We start from the raw sequence: 17,827 nt of genomic DNA, 5'->3' as shown, positions 1-17,827 counted from the left end.
AATACGATGCTGTCATGCCAACGCCCCCGCCCCCCATGGAGCCGCACGACGCCCTCGGCTACCTCGTCAAGCACGCACACCTGCGGCTGACGGCGCTGACCGACGCCGCGCTCGCCCCGCTCGGGATCGACAGCAAGGACTTCGGTGTGCTGCGCGTGCTCGTCGGCCGCGCGCCCATGTCGCAGCAGGAGGCCGCGGCCAAGCTCGGCGTCGACCGCACCACGATGGTCGCCCTGATCGACGCCTTCGAGGCCAGGGGCGCCGTCACCCGCAGACCCGACCCGAACGACCGCCGGCGCAACGCGATCGAGCTGACCGAGCGCGGTCTCGCGCTCTACCGGAAGGCCGACGCGGCCTACGTGGCGGCGGAGGGCAGGTTCCTCGCCCCGCTCGACCCGGCCGTGGCCACGCAGTTGCGGCAGGCGCTGCGGACCGTACTCGCTCCCCCCGAAGGACGAGACCGGGACGAGCGCTGACGCCGACCGCAACTGCGCGGGGAGAACGGTGAGTTCAGGCTCGCGACGCGCGGCCGGGTGCCGGGTCCCGAGTGCCGGTCATGAGCTCGCGGCGTGCACGGCGGGCTTGAGGACCTCCCGGCACCAGGTCCTGAAGTCCGTCGGAGCCGGTGCCGCGACCGCCCAGTCCGCGTCGTAGATGCCGTGGTCCTGGGCGGCGAACGCCTGGGTGAGGTCGCCGACCGCCTGCTCGCTCGCGCCCTGGGAGCGCAGCAGCGTCGCGTAGTCGTCCAGGCCCATCCGGCGGTAGGCGACCGGGCGTCCGAGTTCCTGGCTGATCACCTCGGCCATCCCCTCGGGGGTGAGACGGTCCGGGCCGAACACGGGGAGGTCGTCCTGTCCGGCCCAGGAAAGGTCGGTGAGCAGGTCCGCGGCGACGGCGGCGACGTCCCGCGTCGCGATGGTCGCCAGCGGCGCGTCGCCCGCGCACGTCAGGGAGAACGCGCCGTGCTCGGAGAGGGGGGCGCGCTGGCGCAGCAGATTCTCCATGTAGAAGGGCATGGACAGGGCCCGGTACGCCGCACCGGACGTGCGGAGTTCGGCGTCCATGGCGAAGGCGGCCGACAGGACGCCCGCCGGCTCGGGCCAGCCGTGCCCGGCGCTGGAGACCCCGACCACATGGCCCACGTCGTGGCGGGCGACGGCGGCTGCGCCTGCCCGCGCGAAGGGGACGTAGTGCGCCTCCGCGCTCGGCGCCAGCGGATTCGGCGGGACGAGCCAGAACAGCGCCTCGGCCCCGGACAGCGCCCGGTCGAGCACCGCGGGGTCGTCGTGGGAACCGCTGACGATCTCCACCCGCTGCCGAACGGCGTCGTCCAGGCGTGCCGGGTCCCGCACGACGACCCGGATCCGCTCCTCGCGTTCGAGCAGCAGACGGACCAGCTCGCCGCCGATCTGGCCGGTCGGTGTGGTGACGACGATCATCGGAACCTCCGTTATTCGGAACATGAACTCCGGTTCCGAATATAAGGACGACGCTCGCGGATCGTCAACTACAGTGGATCGACCATGACCGCTTCCGAACGCCCGCTGCGCGCCGACGCCCGGCGCAACCGTGAGGCCGTCCTCGACGCCGCCGGCGAACTGTTCGCCCAGCGGGGCGACGCCGTGCAGGTGGACGAGATCGCCGAGCGCGCCGGACTCGGCGTCGGCACCCTGTACCGGCACTTCGCCGACAAGCAGGCCCTGCTCGCGGCGATCATCGGCCGCCGGTTCGAGTCGATGACCGCGATCGCCCGGGCCGCGGACGAGACCGAGGACCCGTGGACCGCGTTCGAGACGCTGCTCTACGGCTACCTGGAGTCTGCCGAGAACGACGCCGCGTTCCGCTTCGCGCTGCTCGGTCCCGGAGAGCCACGGTGGAAGGACATCGCGGCGGAGAAGACGGACTTCTCGCGGATCACCGAGCGCATCGTGCGGCGCGCCGTGGACGCCGGCCATCTCCGCGCCGACTTCGCCGCCGAGGACTTCGTCCTCGTCACGCGGGGTGCCATGGCCAACATGACGGGCACCGCCGACTGGCGCAGGCACGTCGCACTCTTCCTCGAAGGCGTCCGCCACCGCGCGTCGTGACGCCCGGGCGGGCCGGGCGCGGCCGGCACCCCGGGACGGCCCGACGCGGGTGACCTGACGGACCGGCACGCGACGAATCCCCCTCGACATTCGGAAAGCACTCCGAAACAATCGGTCAGAGGTCCTGGTGTCGAGTGCGGGGGTGGACGGGCCATGACCGGGGGAGTGAGCGCGGCGCAGGCGCAGCTGACGACCGCCGGTCCGATCAGCCGACAGCGGGCCGCGCTCGCGGTGGCCGCGCTTGCCACCGCGCTGTTCGCCTGCACGACGGTCGAGAGCCTGCCCGTGGGACTGCTGCCGCAGATCGCGCACGGACTGGGGGTTTCGCTGCCGTCGGTGGGGCTGCTGGTGACGGGCTACTCCCTCGTCGTCGCGGTCACCGCCGTGCCCCTGACCGCCCTGACACGCCGCGTCCCCCGCCGCCTGCTGCTGGCGGTGCTGCTGGGTTCGTACAGCGCGGGCACGGTGCTGTGTGCCGTCGCTCCCGGCTACCGCTCGCTGCTCGTGGCCCGCGTCCTCATCGCGCTCACCCACGCGGTCATCTGGTCGGTGGTCGCCGCCACCGCCGCGGGCATGTTCCCCGCGCAGGTCAGGGCGAAGGTGGTGGCCGCCCTCTTCAGCGGATCGTCTCTCGCCCAGGTGGCGGGAGTGCCGGCCGGCACCTGGCTCGGGCAACAGGCCGGCTGGCGGGTGCCGTTCGCGGCGATGGGCGCCCTCTGTCTCGCCGCCGGAGCCGTGGTGGTGGCCCTGCTGCCGACCGCCCCGGTCGAGGCCAACCCGGCCGCCAGGGCGCCGGAGCCCAGCCGGGTTCGTTTCGCCCTGCTGGTGACGGCGGTCGCGCTAGTCGTCGCCGGCTTCTTCACCTTCTACACCTACGTCTCCGTCTTCCTCACGCGCGTCACGGGGACCGCCCCGGAGACCGTGGGCGCGGTCCTCGCGGTGGGGGGAGTGGCGGGCCTGATCGGCACCAGCGCGTCGGGGACGCTGGCGGACCGCGACGCCCGTGCCACCATGACCCTGTCGGTCGGGCTCGTGGCCACGGCTCTGGTGCTGCTGGCGGTCGCCGGTTCGCACGCGCCCGCGGCGGTCACGGGCGTGGCGGTGCTCGGCTTCGCCGTCTCCGCCATGATCACCGCTCTGACCAGCCGGGTCCTGCGCATCGCCCCCGGACACGTGGACGTCGCCTCGGCGACGGGATCAGCCGCCTTCAACGTGGGCATCGCCCTGGGGTCGTTGCTCGGCGGACGCCTTCTGGACGCCCGGGGCCCGCACAGCACCGCCCTGGTGGGTGGATGCCTGGCGGCCGTGGGTCTTGCCGTTCTGCTCGCGGAAGAGCCGCTCAACGGGCGCGTGACGCGGGAGTAGCCCGGCCGGGCCCGACACCACAACAGGCTGGTGCTGCACGCCCCTTGAGGTACTGCCGAACGATGTGTCAGTCTCATTCCGGCAGGACGCCAGGGTGCACCCCTGGTGGCCGATCGCGCACGCCTGTGACCCCCCACGGCGAATGTGAGCGCTCACTTTAACGGAGCGGCCACGTTCCTCACCTCCAGGAGTGTCCCTGTGACCCGAAACCAGCCCTGACCCGGCTCCATTCGCCGCTCCCGCTGGGACCAGCGGAGGGCTCGTGCCGGCGACCGGTCTCGTCTGGACCGAGTCGCCCCGCCGTCCTCCCGCGAGATGTCCGGGCCGCTTCCGGGCGGTCCTCCGCCCGCCCCTGCCCATGAGCCTGACTCATCCTGCCCGGATCCCCGGCAGCGGTGACGTGAGCGGACGGACGCGACAAGCAGCGTGTCCGCACGCCCAGGCCAGGGCACAGACGTTTCCCGCCGCTCTCCCGCCGGTCCGCGGGAGACCGCTGTCCCCCCACACCTCTCCTCGAAGGAGGCTCCGATGCATCACACCACGACTTCCGGGCCTGCCCGCCTCGGCCGCACCAGACCCGTGGCGGTGCTTCTGCTGGTCCTCGCCATGGCGGTGGCCGTGTTCGGCGGACGGGCCGCCGCGAGCGGTCCGCCCGCACAGACCGCGGCCGGCGTCCGGGCCGCCGCGGCCTCGTCGCTGCCCTGCGACATCTACGCCGCCGGCGGCACCCCGTGCATAGCGGCGCACTCCACGACCCGGGCGTTGTTCGCGGCCTACAGCGGACCGCTCTACCAGGTTCAGCGTTCCTCCGATCACACCTACCACGACGTGGGCCCGGTGTCCGCCGGCGGTTACGCCGACGCCTCGTCCCAGACGTCCTTCTGCGCCGGCACCTCGTGCACCGTCACGAAGATCTACGACCAGACCAGCCGGCACAACGACCTGCCCATCTCCTCCGGTGGTTACTGGAAGGGCCCGGGGCCCAACGGCTCGGACATCGGCGCCGACGCGGCGGCGCTGCCCGTCACCCTGAACGGCCACCAGGTCTTCGGCATCAAGTCGACCCCCGGCACCGGCTACCGGCTCGACCACGCCAGCGGCGCCCCCACCGGTTCCCAGCCCGAGGGCATCTACATGGTGACCTCGTCGAACTACACCAACCAGTGGTGCTGCTTCGACTACGGCAGTGGTGAGAACTCGCACACGGACACCGGCAACGCCACCATGAACGCCATCTACTGGGGCAACGCCTGCTGGTTCGGCGGCTGCGTCGGCACCGGCCCCTGGGTCGAGGCCGACCTGGAGAACGGCATGTACCACACGGGCAGCGGCTCGAACAAGGACGCCAACAACCAGGGCGTCCACTACCCGTTCGTCAGCGCCTGGGAGAAGAACAACGGGACAAGCAACTTCACACTGAAATACGGGGACGCGACCAGCGGCGGGCTCACCACCACCTACTCCGGGGGCCTGCCGAACGGGTACTCGCCGATGAAGACCGACAGCTCCCTGCTGCTGGGAACAGGCGGCGACAACAGCGTGTCCGGCCAGGGCGAGTTCTTCGAAGGCGCCATCACCGGCGGATACCCGTCGGACGCCACCGAGAACGCTGTGCAGGCGAGCATCACCGCCGCCGGATACGGCGGCAACGGCACCACCACGCCCCCCGGCAACGGCACGGCGCTGCGCAACAGCAACGCCAACCGCTGCCTGGACGTGCCGAACCTCAGCCAGACCAACGGCACCCAGACCGAGCTGTGGGACTGCAACGGCGGCACCAACCAGCAGTGGACCGTGACCAGTGCCAGGGAACTGCGGGTGTACGGCAACAAGTGCCTGGACGACGAGGCCAACGGAACCGCGAACGGCACCCGGGCGATCATCTGGGACTGCAACGGCCAGAGCAACCAGCAGTGGAATCTCAACTCCGACGGCAGCGTCACCAACGTCAAGTCCGGTCTGTGCCTGGACGCCAGCGCCTACGGCACCGCCAACGGCACCCTCGTCCAGCTGTGGCAGTGCACCGGCGCCGCCAACCAGAAATGGACGCGCGGCTGATCACACGCACGGCCCGCGGCTGAGCCACGGGCCGGCCCGTTCCCGCGCGGCCGCCGTCCGTCGCGCGCCAGAGCCGTCCCCGGCCCGTACCGGCCGGGGGCGGCCCCGTGAAGTTCATCCCCCCGAGAGAGAGCCCTTCATGATGTTCACCCTGCGCAGACGCCCTGCGGAAGGCCGACCGCTGCGGGCGGTGATCGTCGCGGCGCTGGCCGCCGGCGTCGTCGCCGCCGCTCCCGCCGTGACGTCGCACGCGGCGACCATGACCACCGTGTACGTCTCGCCCACCGGCAGCGGCACCTCCTGCTCCGCGGCCGCCCCCTGCTCGCTGACGCAGGCGAAGGCCTCCGTCGAGGCCCTCGACGGCAACATGACCGGCGACATCGTGGTGCAGCTGGCGGGCGGCACGTACCGGCTCTCCGCACCGCTCGCGCTGGGTGCCGCGGACTCCGGCAGCAACGGGCACGCCGTGGTCTGGCAGGCGGCCCCGGGTGTGACGCCGGTGATCTCGGGCGGTCGGCAGGTGACGGGATGGTCGCTGAAGGACTCGGCGAACAACATCTACGCCGCGTCCGTGCCGGCCGGTACCGACTCGCGGCAGTTGTACGTGGACAACCTGCTCGCCCCGCGGGCCGCCGTCACGATCTCGCGCAACGACGTACGCGTCACCGCGAGCGGGATGACCCTCGTCAACGCGGCACTCGACTACCTGGCCACGCTGCCGCAGCAGAACCGGATCGAGGTGGAGAGCCAGAACTCCTTCACCGACCGCTACGCCCCGGTGCAGTCGATCAGCGGCTCCACGGTCACGATGCAGCAGCCGGCGTGGAACAACAACAACTGGGGCTACGACACCCTGGCCAGCCCCTTCGCGGGCGGTTCCCTGCAGCTCGAGAACTCCTACGCGTTCCTGAAGAACGCCGGCCAGTGGTACCTCGACCCGCAGGCGGGACAGCTGTACTACAAGGCGCCCGCCGGCTGGTCGCCCACCGCGCACGACATCGAACTGCCGCAGCTCAGCTCGCTGCTCCAGGTCGGCGGCAGCTACTCGAGCCCGGCCCACGACATCACCTTCCAGGGCATCGCCTTCGAGCACACGACATGGCTGCAGCCCAGCAGCAGCGTGGGCTACGCGGACCAGCAGAGCGGTACGTTCCTGGCCCGGACCTTCGCGCAGCCCTCGGACTTCATGACGTCCTGCCAGTCGGGATGCCGGCTCTTCGAGGCCGCCCGCAACAGCTGGAACCAGGTTCCGGCGGCCGTGCAGGTCTCCGCCGCCGGCAACATCACCTTCACCGGTGACGCCTTCGCCCATCTGGGCCAGGTCGGTCTCGGTATCGGCAACGACGCCGACGCCCACGCCTCCGGCGTGGGCCTGGGCGCCTCGAACGTCACGGTCGCGGGCAGCGCCTTCACCGACGACTCCGGAGCGGGCATCGTGGTCGGCGGCGTCCAGCCCGACGCCCACCACCCGTCGAACCCCGCGATGACCGACCAGAACATCACCATCCAGGGCAACCGGATCAGTGACGTGGCCAAGGACTACAAGGACATGGCCGGCATCCTGTCGACCTACGTCACCCACGCGGTGATCAGCCACAACGAGGTCGCCGACCTCGCCTACGACGGCATCGACGTCGGCTGGGGCTGGGGCGCCAACGACGCCGGGGGCAGTCAGGACTACCGCAACCGCGGCCTGTACGACTACCAGCCGGTCTACACCACGGCCACCACTCTGAAGAACACCGTGGTCAGCTACAACCTGGTGCACGGAACGAAGAAGGTCTTCCACGACGGCGGCAGCATCTACAACCTGTCCGCCAACCCGGGTGCCAGCATCGACCACAACTACGTCTACGACAACCAGCACACGGTCGGCCTGTACCTCGACGAGGGTTCGCGCTACGTGAGCCTGAGCGACAACGTGATCCAGGACTCGGGTGTGTGGGCCTTCACCAACGCCAGTAGCACCAACAACACCAGCGACAGCACCTTCTCCGGGAACTGGTACAACGCGGGGGCGACGCAGGTCGCCACCGGCTCACCGCACAACAACGTCCTGACCGGAAACGTCCAGGTCAGCGGCGCCAGCTGGCCGTCCGGCGCACAGCAGGTGATGGCCCAGGCGGGTGTGACGGGCTCCGGTGGGGGGACGTCGGGTGCGCTGCGTGCGGTGGGTGCGGGCAGGTGTCTGGATGTGCCGAACTCGTCGATGACGCCGGGGACGCAGGTGCAGATCTGGGATTGCAGCGGTCAGGCGAACCAGTCGTGGACGCGGACGTCCTCCGGTCAGCTGACGGTGTTCGGCGGTGGCAGTCAGCTGTGTCTGGATGCCAGTAACAAGGGCACGGCGCCGGGGACGAAGGTGGCGACCTGGACGTGCAACGGGCAGGCGAATCAGCAGTGGACGTTCAACTCCAACGGCACGATCACCGGGGTGCAGTCCGGGTTGTGTCTGGACGTGACCGGGGCGTCGACGGCCAACGGCGCCCTGGCGGAGCTGTGGACCTGCAACGGCGGATCCAACCAGCAATGGACGCTGTCCTGACGAGAGGTACCGCGTGAGGGCGCGTCGCCGACAGCGGCCGTGGCCGTAGCCCTGCCGCACCACAGGGCGGGTGTCGGCCGCCGTGCGTCCAGGGCAGGCGCGCCGTCGCACCTGCCCTGGACGCCACCCGGCCGCGGACTACTGGCGGCTCCACTTCTGGTTGCTGCCGCCGTTGCACGTCCACAGCTCGACCATGGCGCCGTTGGCCGTCGAGGCTCCTGTGACGTCCAGGCAGAGGCCGGAGAGGGCATTGGTGACCGTGCCGTCTGCGTTGAGGCTCCACTTCTGGTTGGCGCCGCCGTTGCAGTCCCAGATGTCGACCTTGGTGCCCGGAGAGGAGCCGTTGCCGTAGGCGTCGAGGCACTTGTCGCCGTACACCACCAGTTCCCTGGCGGCGTCGAGGGTCCAGGACTGGTTGGCACCGCCGTTGCAGTCCCATATCTCGGTCTGCGTGCCGTTGGCGGAGCCGGCGCCGGGGACGTCGAGGCAGCGGCTGGAGCCGGTGCCGCGCAGCACGCCGCTGTTGCCGCCGGTGCCGCCGCCTCCGGGGTTGGTGCCGATGCCCCAGCCCCACTGGAGCCGGTCGAGCCCGGACTGGTTGGTGACGTGCACCGAGAGATCGGTACCGCTGCCGCTGAGGGCCGTGACGGCGCACGAGGCGTTCTCGCACGGGCCCGGTCCCTGGGTCTGGTTCGCCTCCCTGACGCCGGTCCACAGCACGGAGCCCATGCCCAGACCGCGCACGGTGTCGGTGATGGCGTAGAGGTACGACCGGTCGTTGACGCCGTCCTTGGGGCCGTCGTAGTCGAACCCGGTGTTCATGGGGACGCCGAACTCGGTGAGCACGGCCCGGTCGGCGTGCCCGCACAGGTTCCCGGTGAAGTCGTCGACCCACGCGGCCTCGGTGGTGTGGGAGTCGCCGAACATGCCGTAGATGTGGATCGACAGCAGGGTGCCGGACAGCCTGGTGTCCGAGCCGACGGCGCACAGGTTCCCGTCCGAGTACAGCCCGGGCACGATCACGTGGCCTCGGGGGAGGCTGGGGTAGCGGGCGAGCCAGGCGGCCTCGAAGTCGGTCAGTTCGCCGGCGTTGTAGCCGTACGGCTCGTTCATGATGTCGAAGTAGAAGTTGCCGTGACCGCCGTACTTGTTGATCATCGTGTCCCACATCTGCGTGAACGACGCGGTGTCGCTGACCTTCCCGCCCTGCAACCAGGGCGCGACGATGACGTTCATGCCCAGTGCGGTCGCGGCGTCCAGGGCCGCGGTGTAGCTGTTCCACCAGGAGCCGGAGGTCGTCGCGGCGTTGAAGCCCATGCGCACGGTGTTCGCTCCCAGACCCTGGAAGCCCTTCAGGATCGCGGTCGACTTCGTGTACACGGTCGCGTAGCTGTCCGACGCCGACAGGCCCACCGGAATGTTGGGACCGGTGATGAAGTTGTCGTTCGGGTCGGCCCAGTTGACGCCGTGGAACTGGCTGGTGGACGCGGCTGCCGCCGCGGGTGCGGCGTCTGCCGGCCTCGCCGCAGGAGCGGCATGTGCGGCCGGCCCGATCGCCAGCAGCCCGGCCGAGAGCACGGCGGTGGCTGCCAAGCCCGCGGTCAGACGCGGAATCCTCTTTCTCACGGCGTTCTCTCCTGGCGGTGGGGGGTGACGGCCAAGGAATGCCGCGCTCGGGGAGCTGTGAGCGCTAACATGCGAAAGGGTATCCGACACATGCCCATGCATCAGAGGCTATGTGTCGTACAGGTAACGGCGGCAGCGTGCATCATGCCGCATGCCCCTGTCAACCCCTCCCGCATGCGTCACGTTGGTCACGCCGACGCCGGCCTGCCCGCCGGAATCGAGGGCAACGGGTGGCCGATACCGGAGTGGTGCGGTCTCACGAGCGGAGTGCGACCGGATGCCGTGAGAGCCGCCGGTCCCGGCGCGGTCGCCGTTCGCCGCCGGGTCCACTCCTGCCGATGAGGCCGCCCAGGCCCGCTGAACGGGCCGAACGTGTAGCACTCTTGACAGACCCGCGAGAGGGAGAGCACCGTCTCACCCCGAAACCTCTCAGCAGTCCCACTTCGCAGCGGCGTGGTCGCTGAGTCTTTGTGAGCGCTAACAAAGCCCTGGTCAGAGCGCCGCAGGTAGGGAGTCCAGATTGAGAACCACGCGTATGCGACACGTTCTGCGGCTCGCCAGCCGGGTGGTGCGGGCCCCCGGCGTCACGGCCCGGAGCCGCGACGAGCTCGGCGCCGTGACGGAGGGAACACCGGCCCGTCCACCCGGCCGATCGCGCCCCTCCAGGCTCACCGTGCTCGCCCGCGCAGGAGCCGCGGCCGCCCTGGTGGCCGGTGCGCTGGCCGGTTTGACGGCCACCACCGGAACCGCTCGTGCTGCCACGTCCGAACCGTGTGACATCTATGCCGCCGGTGGTACTCCGTGCGTGGCGGCGCACAGCACGACGCGGGCTCTGTACTCGTCCTACAGCGGTCCGCTGTACCAGGTACGGCGGTCGTCGGACAGCGCGACGAAGGACATCGGTCTGCTGTCCGCCGGTGGTTACGCCGACGCGTCCGCGCAGGACTCGTTCTGTGCCGGTACTTCGTGCGTGATCACGGTCATCTACGACCAGTCCGGGCGGGGGAACAACCTCACTCAGGCACCGGCGGGCGGTGCCGCCGGCGGTCCGGACAATCTGGCCAACGCCACCGCCGCGCCCACCACGGTCGGCGGCCACAAGGCCTACGGGGTGTTCGTCGCCCCCGGGACCGGTTACCGCGACAACCACACCAGCGGCATCGCCACCGGTGACAATCCGGAGGGCATGTACGCGATCTTCGACGGCACCCACTACAACGGCGGTTGCTGCTTCGACTACGGGAACGCCGAGACCAACAGCAACGACGACGGCAACGGCACCATGGAGGCCATCTACTTCGGCAACATCAAGGTCTGGGGCTACGGCTCCGGCAACGGCCCCTGGATCATGGCCGACCTGGAGAACGGCCTGTTCTCCGGCGTCGATCAGCACTACAACGCGGGCGACCCGACGATCAACTACCGGTACACCACCGCCATCATCAAGGGCGGCCCGAACCACTGGGCCATCCGCGGCGGCAACGCCCAGTCCGGCGGCCTGTCCACCTTCTACGACGGCGTCCGCCCCAACGTCTCGGGCTACAACCCGATGAAGAAGCAGGGCGCGATCATCCTCGGCACCGGCGGCGACAACAGCAAGGGCGCCCAGGGCACCTTCTACGAAGGCGTCATGACCTCCGGTTACCCCTCCGACGCCACCGAGAACGCCGTCCAGGCGAACATCACCTCCGTCGGCTACGCCAACTCCACCACAGGCGGCACCTCCGGCCCGCTGCACGCGGTCGGCGCGGGCAAGTGCCTGGACGTGCCGAACTCCTCGACCACTCCGGGGACTCAGGTGCAGATCTGGGACTGCAACGGCCAGGCGAACCAGAACTGGACCCGTAACTCCTCCAACGAGCTGACGGTGTTCAGCGGCGGCAGCCAGCTGTGCCTGGACGCGTACAACAACCAGACCACAGCGGGCACCAAGGTGGAGACGTGGTCGTGCAACGGCGGTGCGAACCAGCAGTGGCAACTGAACTCGGACGGCTCGATCGTCGGCACGCAGTCCGGGCTGTGCCTGGACGTGACCGGGGCGTCGACAGCCAACGGCGCTTTGGCCGAGCTGTGGACCTGCAACGGCGGATCCAACCAGAAATGGACCCTCGGATGAACTGAGACGAGGGCCGCACGGGCACGTCCCGGACGTGCCCGTGCGGGACCGGCGGCCTCTCCCACCCCTCACAGGGAGTACGCCGGGAGCACTCGGACGCGCGGTCCGTTCCGGCGCCCCTCGGCGATCGCCTGCCCCCCGAAACACCCGTGCACGCTCTGTCATCTTCGTCCCCCCACACATGCGAGGAACAGGACAATGCAGCCTTCCCCCGCTTCGCCCCGCAGCACTCGGGCGAGCAGACATCGGTTCCCGGCGGCTGCCGCCGCCTGCGTGATGGCGCTGCTGGCCACGATGCTGGTCACCGCGCTGACGTGGTCGGTGCCCGCGTCGGCGGCGACCGCGCCGCTGGTGAGTTCGGCCTCGGCCCGCTGCCTCGACGTCAAGGGCAATGTGGACACCCCGGGCACCGCCCTGGACATCTGGGACTGCAACCACCAGGCCAACCAGGCGTTCGGCTTCAGCTCCGCCGGTGAGCTGAGGACGATGGGCGACACCCGTTGCGTGGACGCCTCCAACGGGCAGACCACGCCCGGGACCGCGGTGATCATCTGGACCTGCAACGGGCAGGCCAACCAGCAGTGGCGGCAGAACTCGGACGGCTCCGTCACCGGTGTCCAGTCCGGTCTGTGTCTGGACGTCAGCGGGGCCGGCACCGCCAACGGCACGGCCGTCATCCTGTGGACCTGCAACGGCCAGAGCAACCAGAAGTGGAGCACGTCGTCGACGACGCCGCCGCCGTCCAACGGCTCGCACTCCTGTGACCTCTACGCCGCCGGCGGGACGCCGTGCGTGGCCGCGCACAGCACCGTCCGCGCGCTCTACGGCTCCTACAGCGGCAACCTGTACCAGGTCAGGCGCTCGTCGGACGGCGCGACCAGGGACATCGGCGTCCTCGCGTCCGGCGGGTACGCCAACGCGGCGGCGCAGGACTCCTTCTGCTCGGGCACCACCTGCGTGATCACCGTGGTCTACGACCAGTCGGGGCACGGCAACGACCTGTGGTACCAGGGCTCGTCGCAGGTGCCCGGATCGAGCCAGAGCAGTCCGGCGAAGGCGACCTCGGAGTCGCTGACGGCCGGCGGGACGAAGGCGTACTCGCTGTACATCAACCCCGGCAACAGCTACTGGCGTGACGGCCACCTGACGGGCGTGCCGACGGGCAGCGCGCCCGAGGGCGCGTACATGGTCACCAGCGGCACGCATGTGAACAGCGGCTGCTGCTTCGACTACGGCAACAGCGAGACGGACCGCAAGGCCGACGCCGCCGGTGCCATGGACGCCATCAACTTCGGCACCGAGTGCTGGTTCGGCGGCTGCTCCGGCAGCGGCCCCTGGGTGCAGGCGGACCTCGAATGGGGCCTGTACTCCGGTGGCAGCCAGTCCTGGAACAGCGGCCAGCGCGCCTTTCCGAGCAAGTTCGTCACCGCCATGCTGAAGAACAACGGGACGTCGAGGTTCGCCCTCAAGGGTGCCGACGCGCAGTCCGGCAGCCTGACCACCGTGTGGGACGGCGGACTGCCCAGTGGCTACAGCCCCATGAAGAAGCAGGGCGCGATCGTCCTGGGAAGCGGCGGCGACTGCTGCAAGCCCGGCGGCGGCGCCAACCTGAGCGCCGGCACCTTCTACGAAGGAGCCGTGGTCGCCGGGTACCCGTCCGACGCCACGGACAACGCGGTGCAGGCCGACATCGTCGCGGCCGGCTACCGCTGACCCCGGCGCATCCGGTGGGGGAGGAGGTCCTGCGGGCCCTGCCCGCAGGACCTACCCCAGCCGCAACTGCCGCCGGCGCACCTCACCGCCGAGGGCGCGAGGCCGGCGCCACCTGATCACGAGCCGCCGTCAGACCGCCGAACCGTGCCACGGGCGCCCGTCCGCGGCCCGGCACACCGGCACGCCCACCTGCCCTGGCGGCGGTGACCACTCACAACCACATGGAGGTTCCGCATGCCCCCCAGCACAGCACTGCCCCGATCCCGGCGCACCCGCCTCGGCGTTCTCACCGCCGCGACCGCGGTGGCGACGGCGACGGTCTTCGCGATGCTCGCGGCCACCACCCCCGCTCACGCCGCGTCCGCGCTCCGGTCGCTGGCCGAGGCCAAGGGCAAGTACTTCGGCACCGCCCTGACCGACGGCGACCTGAACGTCAGTGGTGAGATGTCCATCGCCAACGCGCAGTTCGACATGGTGACCCCCGGCAACGAGATGAAGTGGGACACCACCGAACCGTCCAACGGGTCGTACAACTTCGGCCCGGGCGACCAGATCGTCACCTGGGCGCAGGCGCACAACGCCCGCGTGCGCGGCCACAACCTGGTCTGGCACTCGCAACTGCCGGGCTGGGTCAGCAGCCTGCCGACGAACCAGGTCCAGGGCGCGATGGAGTCCCACATCACGACCGAGGTCAACCACTACAAGGGCAAGATCTACGCCTGGGACGTGATCAACGAGCCCTTCAACGAGGACGGCAGCCTCCGTCAGGACGCCTTCTACAAGGCGATGGGCACCGGCTACCTCGCCGACGCGATCCGCACAGCGCACAACGCCGACCCGAACGCCAAGCTGTACATCAACGACTACAACATCGAGGGCGAGAACGCGAAGAGCAACGCTCTCTACAGCCTGGCCCAGTCGATGCTGTCCCAGGGCGTGCCCCTGGGCGGCATAGGCCTGGAGAGCCACTTCATCGACGGCCAGGTCCCCTCGTCGATGCTGGCCAACATGCAGCGCTTCGCCAACCTGGGCCTGGACGTGGCGGTCACCGAACTGGACGACCGCATCCAGCTCCCCACCACCAGTGCGAACCTGCAGCAGCAGGCCAACGACTACGCGACCGTGGTCGGCGACTGCCTGGCGGTCGCGCGCTGCGTCGGCGTGAGCCAGTGGGGCGTGGACGACGGCCACTCCTGGATCCCCGGCACCTTCCCCGGCTACGGCGCGGCCACCATGTACGACAGCAACTACCAGCCCAAGCCGGCCTACAACTCCACGGTCGCCGCCCTCGGCGGCTCCGGCGGTTCGACCGGCGGCACCACCACGGGCGGCACCACCGGTGGCTCCGGTGGGGGGACGTCGGGTGCGCTGCGTGCGGTGGGTGCGGGCAAGTGTCTGGATGTGCCGAACTCGTCGATGACGCCGGGGACGCAGGTGCAGATCTGGGATTGCAGCGGTCAGGCGAACCAGTCGTGGACGCGGACGTCCTCCGGTCAGCTGACGGTGTTCGGCGGCGGCAGTCAGCTGTGTCTGGATGCCAGTAACCAGGGGACGGCGCCCGGGACGAAGGTGGCGACCTGGACGTGCAACGGACAGGCGAACCAGCAGTGGACGTTCAACTCCAACGGCACGATCACCGGGGTGCAGTCCGGGTTGTGTCTGGACGTGACCGGCGCGTCGACGGCCAACGGCGCCCTGGCGGAGCTGTGGACCTGCAACGGCGGATCCAACCAGCAATGGACGCTCGGGTGATCGCGTAGTCATCCGCGACGACCCGCAGCCGGGACGGCGGGAGCCGCCGTCCCGGTCGCGGCCGCCGTCCCGGCCGCGGTCGCGAGGACAGGACATCCGGCACCCGTAGCACGACATCACGCTCCCGAAAGGACCTCACTGTGTCAGCACTCAGCCGGTTGTTCCGGCGCATACGAACGTCCACGGCCGTGATCGCGGGCCTCGTCCTGGCCGCCGGCGGCATCGTGGCCACGGTCGCCGAACCGGCTCACGCGGCCACCTCGGTCACCATCAACGGCGCGTCCGGCGGCCGGACCTTCGACGGCGTCGGCGCGATCAGCGGCGGAGGCGGCAACAGCCGCCTGCTGATCGACTACCCCGAGCCCGAGCGCGGCCAGATCCTGGACTACCTGTTCCGGCCCGGTTACGGCGCCTCCCTGCAGATCCTCAAGACCGAGATCGGCGGCGACACCAACTCCACGTCGGGCGCCGAGCCGAGCCACGAGCACACCAGGGGCGACCTGAACTGCAACCGCGGCTACGAATGGTGGCTGATGGAGCAGGCCAAGGCCCGCAACCCCGCCATCAAACTGTACGGGCTGGCCTGGGGGGCTCCCGGCTGGATCGGCAACGGCAACTTCTGGTCCACCGACATGATCAACTACCTGGTCTCCTGGCTGGGGTGCGCCAAGCAGCACGGGCTGACCATCGACTACCTCGGCGGCTGGAACGAGCGCGGCTACAACGTCTCCTGGTACGAACAGCTGCGCAGCGCCCTCAACAGCAACGGCTACGGCGGCGTCAAAATCGTCGCGGCCGACTCGGACTGGACCGTCGCGGGCGACGTGGACTCCAACCCGGCCTTCGCCTCGTCGGTCGACATCATCGGCACCCACTACCCCTGCGGGTACCGGTCCGCCCAGACCACCTGCACCGTGCCGTCGTCAGCCACGTCCTCCGGCAAGCAGCTGTGGGCCAGCGAGAACGGCTCCGACGACTACAACGCCGGCGCGAACGCGATGGCCCGCGGCATCAACCGCGGCTACATCGACGGCAAGATGACCGCGTACCTCAACTGGCCCGTGGTCGCCGCCGTCACACCGAACCTCCCTTACCCGACCATGGGCCTCGCGCTCACCCCCGAGCCGTGGTCCGGCTCCTACACGATCGGCAAGAACGCCTGGGTGATGGCCCAGACCAGCCAGTTCACCGCGCCGGGCTGGCAGTACCTCGACTCCTCCAGCGGCTACATCGGCGGCAACCGCGGCAACGGCAGCTACGTCTCGCTGAAGTCCACGAACAAGTCCGACTACTCCACCGTCATCGAGACCATGGACGCCGGCGCCGCCCAGACGCTCAACTTCAACGTCACCGGCGGCCTGTCCACCGGGACCGTGCACGTCTGGTCGACCAACGTCAACTCCGCCAACCCCGCCGACTACTTCGTGCACGCAGCGGACATCACCCCGGCCAACGGCAGCTTCAGCCTGACCGTGCAGCCCGGCCGCGTGTACACCGTCACCACCACGACCGGCCAGGGCAAGGGCACCGCCGCAGGTCCGGCCCGCGGCGCGATGAGCCTGCCGTACAGCGACTCCTTCGACAGCGATGCCGCCGGCACCGAGGCCAAGTACCTCATGGACTGGCAGGGCGCCTTCGAGGTCGCGTCCTGCGGCGGCGGCCGCACCGGGATGTGCGTGCGGCAGATGAGCGCGCAGGCCCCGATCACCTGGGACCCGCTGACCGACCCGCACACCCTGCTCGGCGACCTGAGCTGGGGGAACTACACCGTCTCCTCCGACGTGCTGCTCGAGAAGTCCGGGTACGCCGAACTGCTCGGTCGCGCCAACACCCAGAGCTACAGCGGGGCGGCCGGCCTGAACGCCTACCACCTGCGGGTGAGCGACACCGGCGCCTGGTCGATCCTGAGCTCAAACACCAGCGGCAACGTCACCACGCTGGCCCACGGTACGACGTCGGCGCTCGGCACCAACCGGTGGCACACGCTGTCCCTCGCCTTCTCGGGAAGCACCATCACCGCGTCCGTCGACGGGGCCGCGGTGGGTTCGGCCGCCGACTACGGCTACGCCGCCGGACAGGTCGGCTATGCCACCAGCCAGGGCGAGACGGCGCAGTTCGACAACCTGGCCATCACCCCGGGCCCGGGCGGCGGCACGAGCGGCCCGATCACGGGCGCCGCCTCCGGCCGGTGCGTCGACGTGCCCAACCAGTCGCAGACCAACGGCACCCAGGTGGAGCTGTGGGACTGCAACGGCGGCAGCAACCAGCAGTGGACCAGCACCACGGCCGGCGAACTGCGGGTCTACGGCGGGAGCTGCCTGGACGCCGCCAACCAGGGCACCGGCGCCGGCACCAAGGTCGACATCTACACCTGCAACGGCGGCGCCAACCAGAAGTGGACCGTCAACGCCGACGGCACCATCACCGGCAACCAGTCCGGGCTGTGCCTGGACGCCACCGGCAACGGAACGAGCAACGGCACCCTGCTGGAGCTGTGGACCTGCAACGGCGGCGCCAACCAGAAGTGGACCCGCGGCTGAGCGACCCCGTGACCGGCCGGGGCCG

Annotated in this window: 11 protein-coding genes; 9 read left to right on the top strand and 2 right to left on the bottom strand. The window is 70.1% G+C overall.

What is annotated here, in order from left to right:
* Positions 1–14: 14 nt before the first annotated feature.
* Positions 15–476, top strand: a complete 462-nt coding sequence (locus K7862_RS06165; RefSeq protein WP_222961391.1) for a MarR family winged helix-turn-helix transcriptional regulator — start codon at positions 15–17, stop codon at positions 474–476.
* 78 nt (positions 477–554) lie between these two features.
* On the opposite strand, the gene K7862_RS06160 is transcribed toward K7862_RS06165, so the two are convergent.
* Positions 555–1,439, bottom strand: coding sequence for an NAD(P)H-binding protein (locus K7862_RS06160; protein ID WP_222961390.1), 885 nt, complete (start codon positions 1,437–1,439; stop codon positions 555–557).
* An 84-nt stretch (positions 1,440–1,523) separates the two neighbouring features.
* Between K7862_RS06160 and K7862_RS06155 the strand changes: the two genes are divergently transcribed.
* The 4 genes from K7862_RS06155 to K7862_RS06140 all read left to right on the top strand — a co-directional run bounded on the left by K7862_RS06155 (position 1,524) and on the right by K7862_RS06140 (position 8,055).
* Positions 1,524–2,087: a TetR/AcrR family transcriptional regulator gene (locus K7862_RS06155; RefSeq protein ID WP_222961389.1), complete on the top strand. Its 564-nt coding sequence runs from the start codon at positions 1,524–1,526 to the stop codon at positions 2,085–2,087.
* A gap of 153 nt (positions 2,088–2,240) precedes the next feature.
* Entirely contained in the window at positions 2,241–3,452 is a 1,212-nt protein-coding gene (locus K7862_RS06150) for an MFS transporter (RefSeq protein ID WP_222961388.1), read from the top strand.
* 528 nt (positions 3,453–3,980) lie between these two features.
* On the top strand, positions 3,981–5,510 hold the full coding sequence (locus K7862_RS06145) for an arabinofuranosidase catalytic domain-containing protein (RefSeq protein WP_222961387.1): 1,530 nt from the start codon (positions 3,981–3,983) through the stop codon (positions 5,508–5,510).
* Positions 5,511–5,649: 139 nt separating this feature from the next.
* A complete protein-coding gene (locus K7862_RS06140) occupies positions 5,650–8,055 on the top strand; it encodes a ricin-type beta-trefoil lectin domain protein (RefSeq protein WP_262412749.1) in 2,406 nt (801 codons plus the stop codon).
* A 138-nt stretch (positions 8,056–8,193) separates the two neighbouring features.
* Here the strand turns inward: K7862_RS06140 and K7862_RS06135 are convergent, their stop codons facing one another.
* Positions 8,194–9,681, bottom strand: a complete 1,488-nt coding sequence (locus K7862_RS06135) for a ricin-type beta-trefoil lectin domain protein (RefSeq protein WP_308011870.1) — start codon at positions 9,679–9,681, stop codon at positions 8,194–8,196.
* 673 nt (positions 9,682–10,354) lie between these two features.
* Here K7862_RS06135 and K7862_RS06130 point away from each other — a divergent pair.
* The 4 genes from K7862_RS06130 (at position 10,355) to K7862_RS06115 (ending at position 17,802) form a co-directional block, all read left to right on the top strand.
* The gene (locus K7862_RS06130; RefSeq protein WP_308011886.1) at positions 10,355–11,797 is read left to right on the top strand and encodes an arabinofuranosidase catalytic domain-containing protein; all 1,443 of its coding nucleotides are present in this window, start codon (positions 10,355–10,357) and stop codon (positions 11,795–11,797) included.
* Between the two features lie 276 nt (positions 11,798–12,073).
* Entirely contained in the window at positions 12,074–13,510 is a 1,437-nt protein-coding gene (locus tag K7862_RS06125; RefSeq protein WP_222961549.1) for an arabinofuranosidase catalytic domain-containing protein, read from the top strand.
* Between the two features lie 234 nt (positions 13,511–13,744).
* Positions 13,745–15,262 carry an endo-1,4-beta-xylanase gene (locus K7862_RS06120; protein WP_222961384.1) on the top strand — a complete coding sequence of 506 codons (1,518 nt, stop codon included), beginning with the start codon at positions 13,745–13,747 and terminating at the stop codon, positions 15,260–15,262.
* Between the two features lie 140 nt (positions 15,263–15,402).
* A complete protein-coding gene (locus tag K7862_RS06115) occupies positions 15,403–17,802 on the top strand; it encodes a ricin-type beta-trefoil lectin domain protein (RefSeq protein WP_222961383.1) in 2,400 nt (799 codons plus the stop codon).
* Positions 17,803–17,827: the final 25 nt, after the last annotated feature.

The sequence above is a fragment of the Actinacidiphila acidipaludis genome (genome assembly GCF_019890725.1).
In the GTDB taxonomy this organism is placed as follows: domain Bacteria; phylum Actinomycetota; class Actinomycetes; order Streptomycetales; family Streptomycetaceae; genus Actinacidiphila; species Actinacidiphila acidipaludis.
The sequence above is the reverse complement of the archived record's forward strand: the minus strand, read 5'-3'. Positions and strand labels throughout refer to the sequence as shown.

Bases quoted from the DNA above. Each gene is read 5' to 3' on its own strand.
- K7862_RS06165 (WP_222961391.1), top strand. From the start codon at position 15: ATGCCAACGCCCCCGCCCCCCATGGAGCCGCACGACGCCCTCGGCTAC.
- K7862_RS06140 (WP_262412749.1), top strand. From the start codon at position 5,650: ATGATGTTCACCCTGCGCAGACGCCCTGCGGAAGGCCGACCGCTGCGG.
- K7862_RS06155 (WP_222961389.1), top strand. From the start codon at position 1,524: ATGACCGCTTCCGAACGCCCGCTGCGCGCCGACGCCCGGCGCAACCGT.
- K7862_RS06145 (WP_222961387.1), top strand. From the start codon at position 3,981: ATGCATCACACCACGACTTCCGGGCCTGCCCGCCTCGGCCGCACCAGA.
- K7862_RS06120 (WP_222961384.1), top strand. From the start codon at position 13,745: ATGCCCCCCAGCACAGCACTGCCCCGATCCCGGCGCACCCGCCTCGGC.
- K7862_RS06160 (WP_222961390.1), bottom strand. From the start codon at position 1,439: ATGATCGTCGTCACCACACCGACCGGCCAGATCGGCGGCGAGCTGGTC.
- K7862_RS06150 (WP_222961388.1), top strand. From the start codon at position 2,241: ATGACCGGGGGAGTGAGCGCGGCGCAGGCGCAGCTGACGACCGCCGGT.
- K7862_RS06125 (WP_222961549.1), top strand. From the start codon at position 12,074: ATGGCGCTGCTGGCCACGATGCTGGTCACCGCGCTGACGTGGTCGGTG.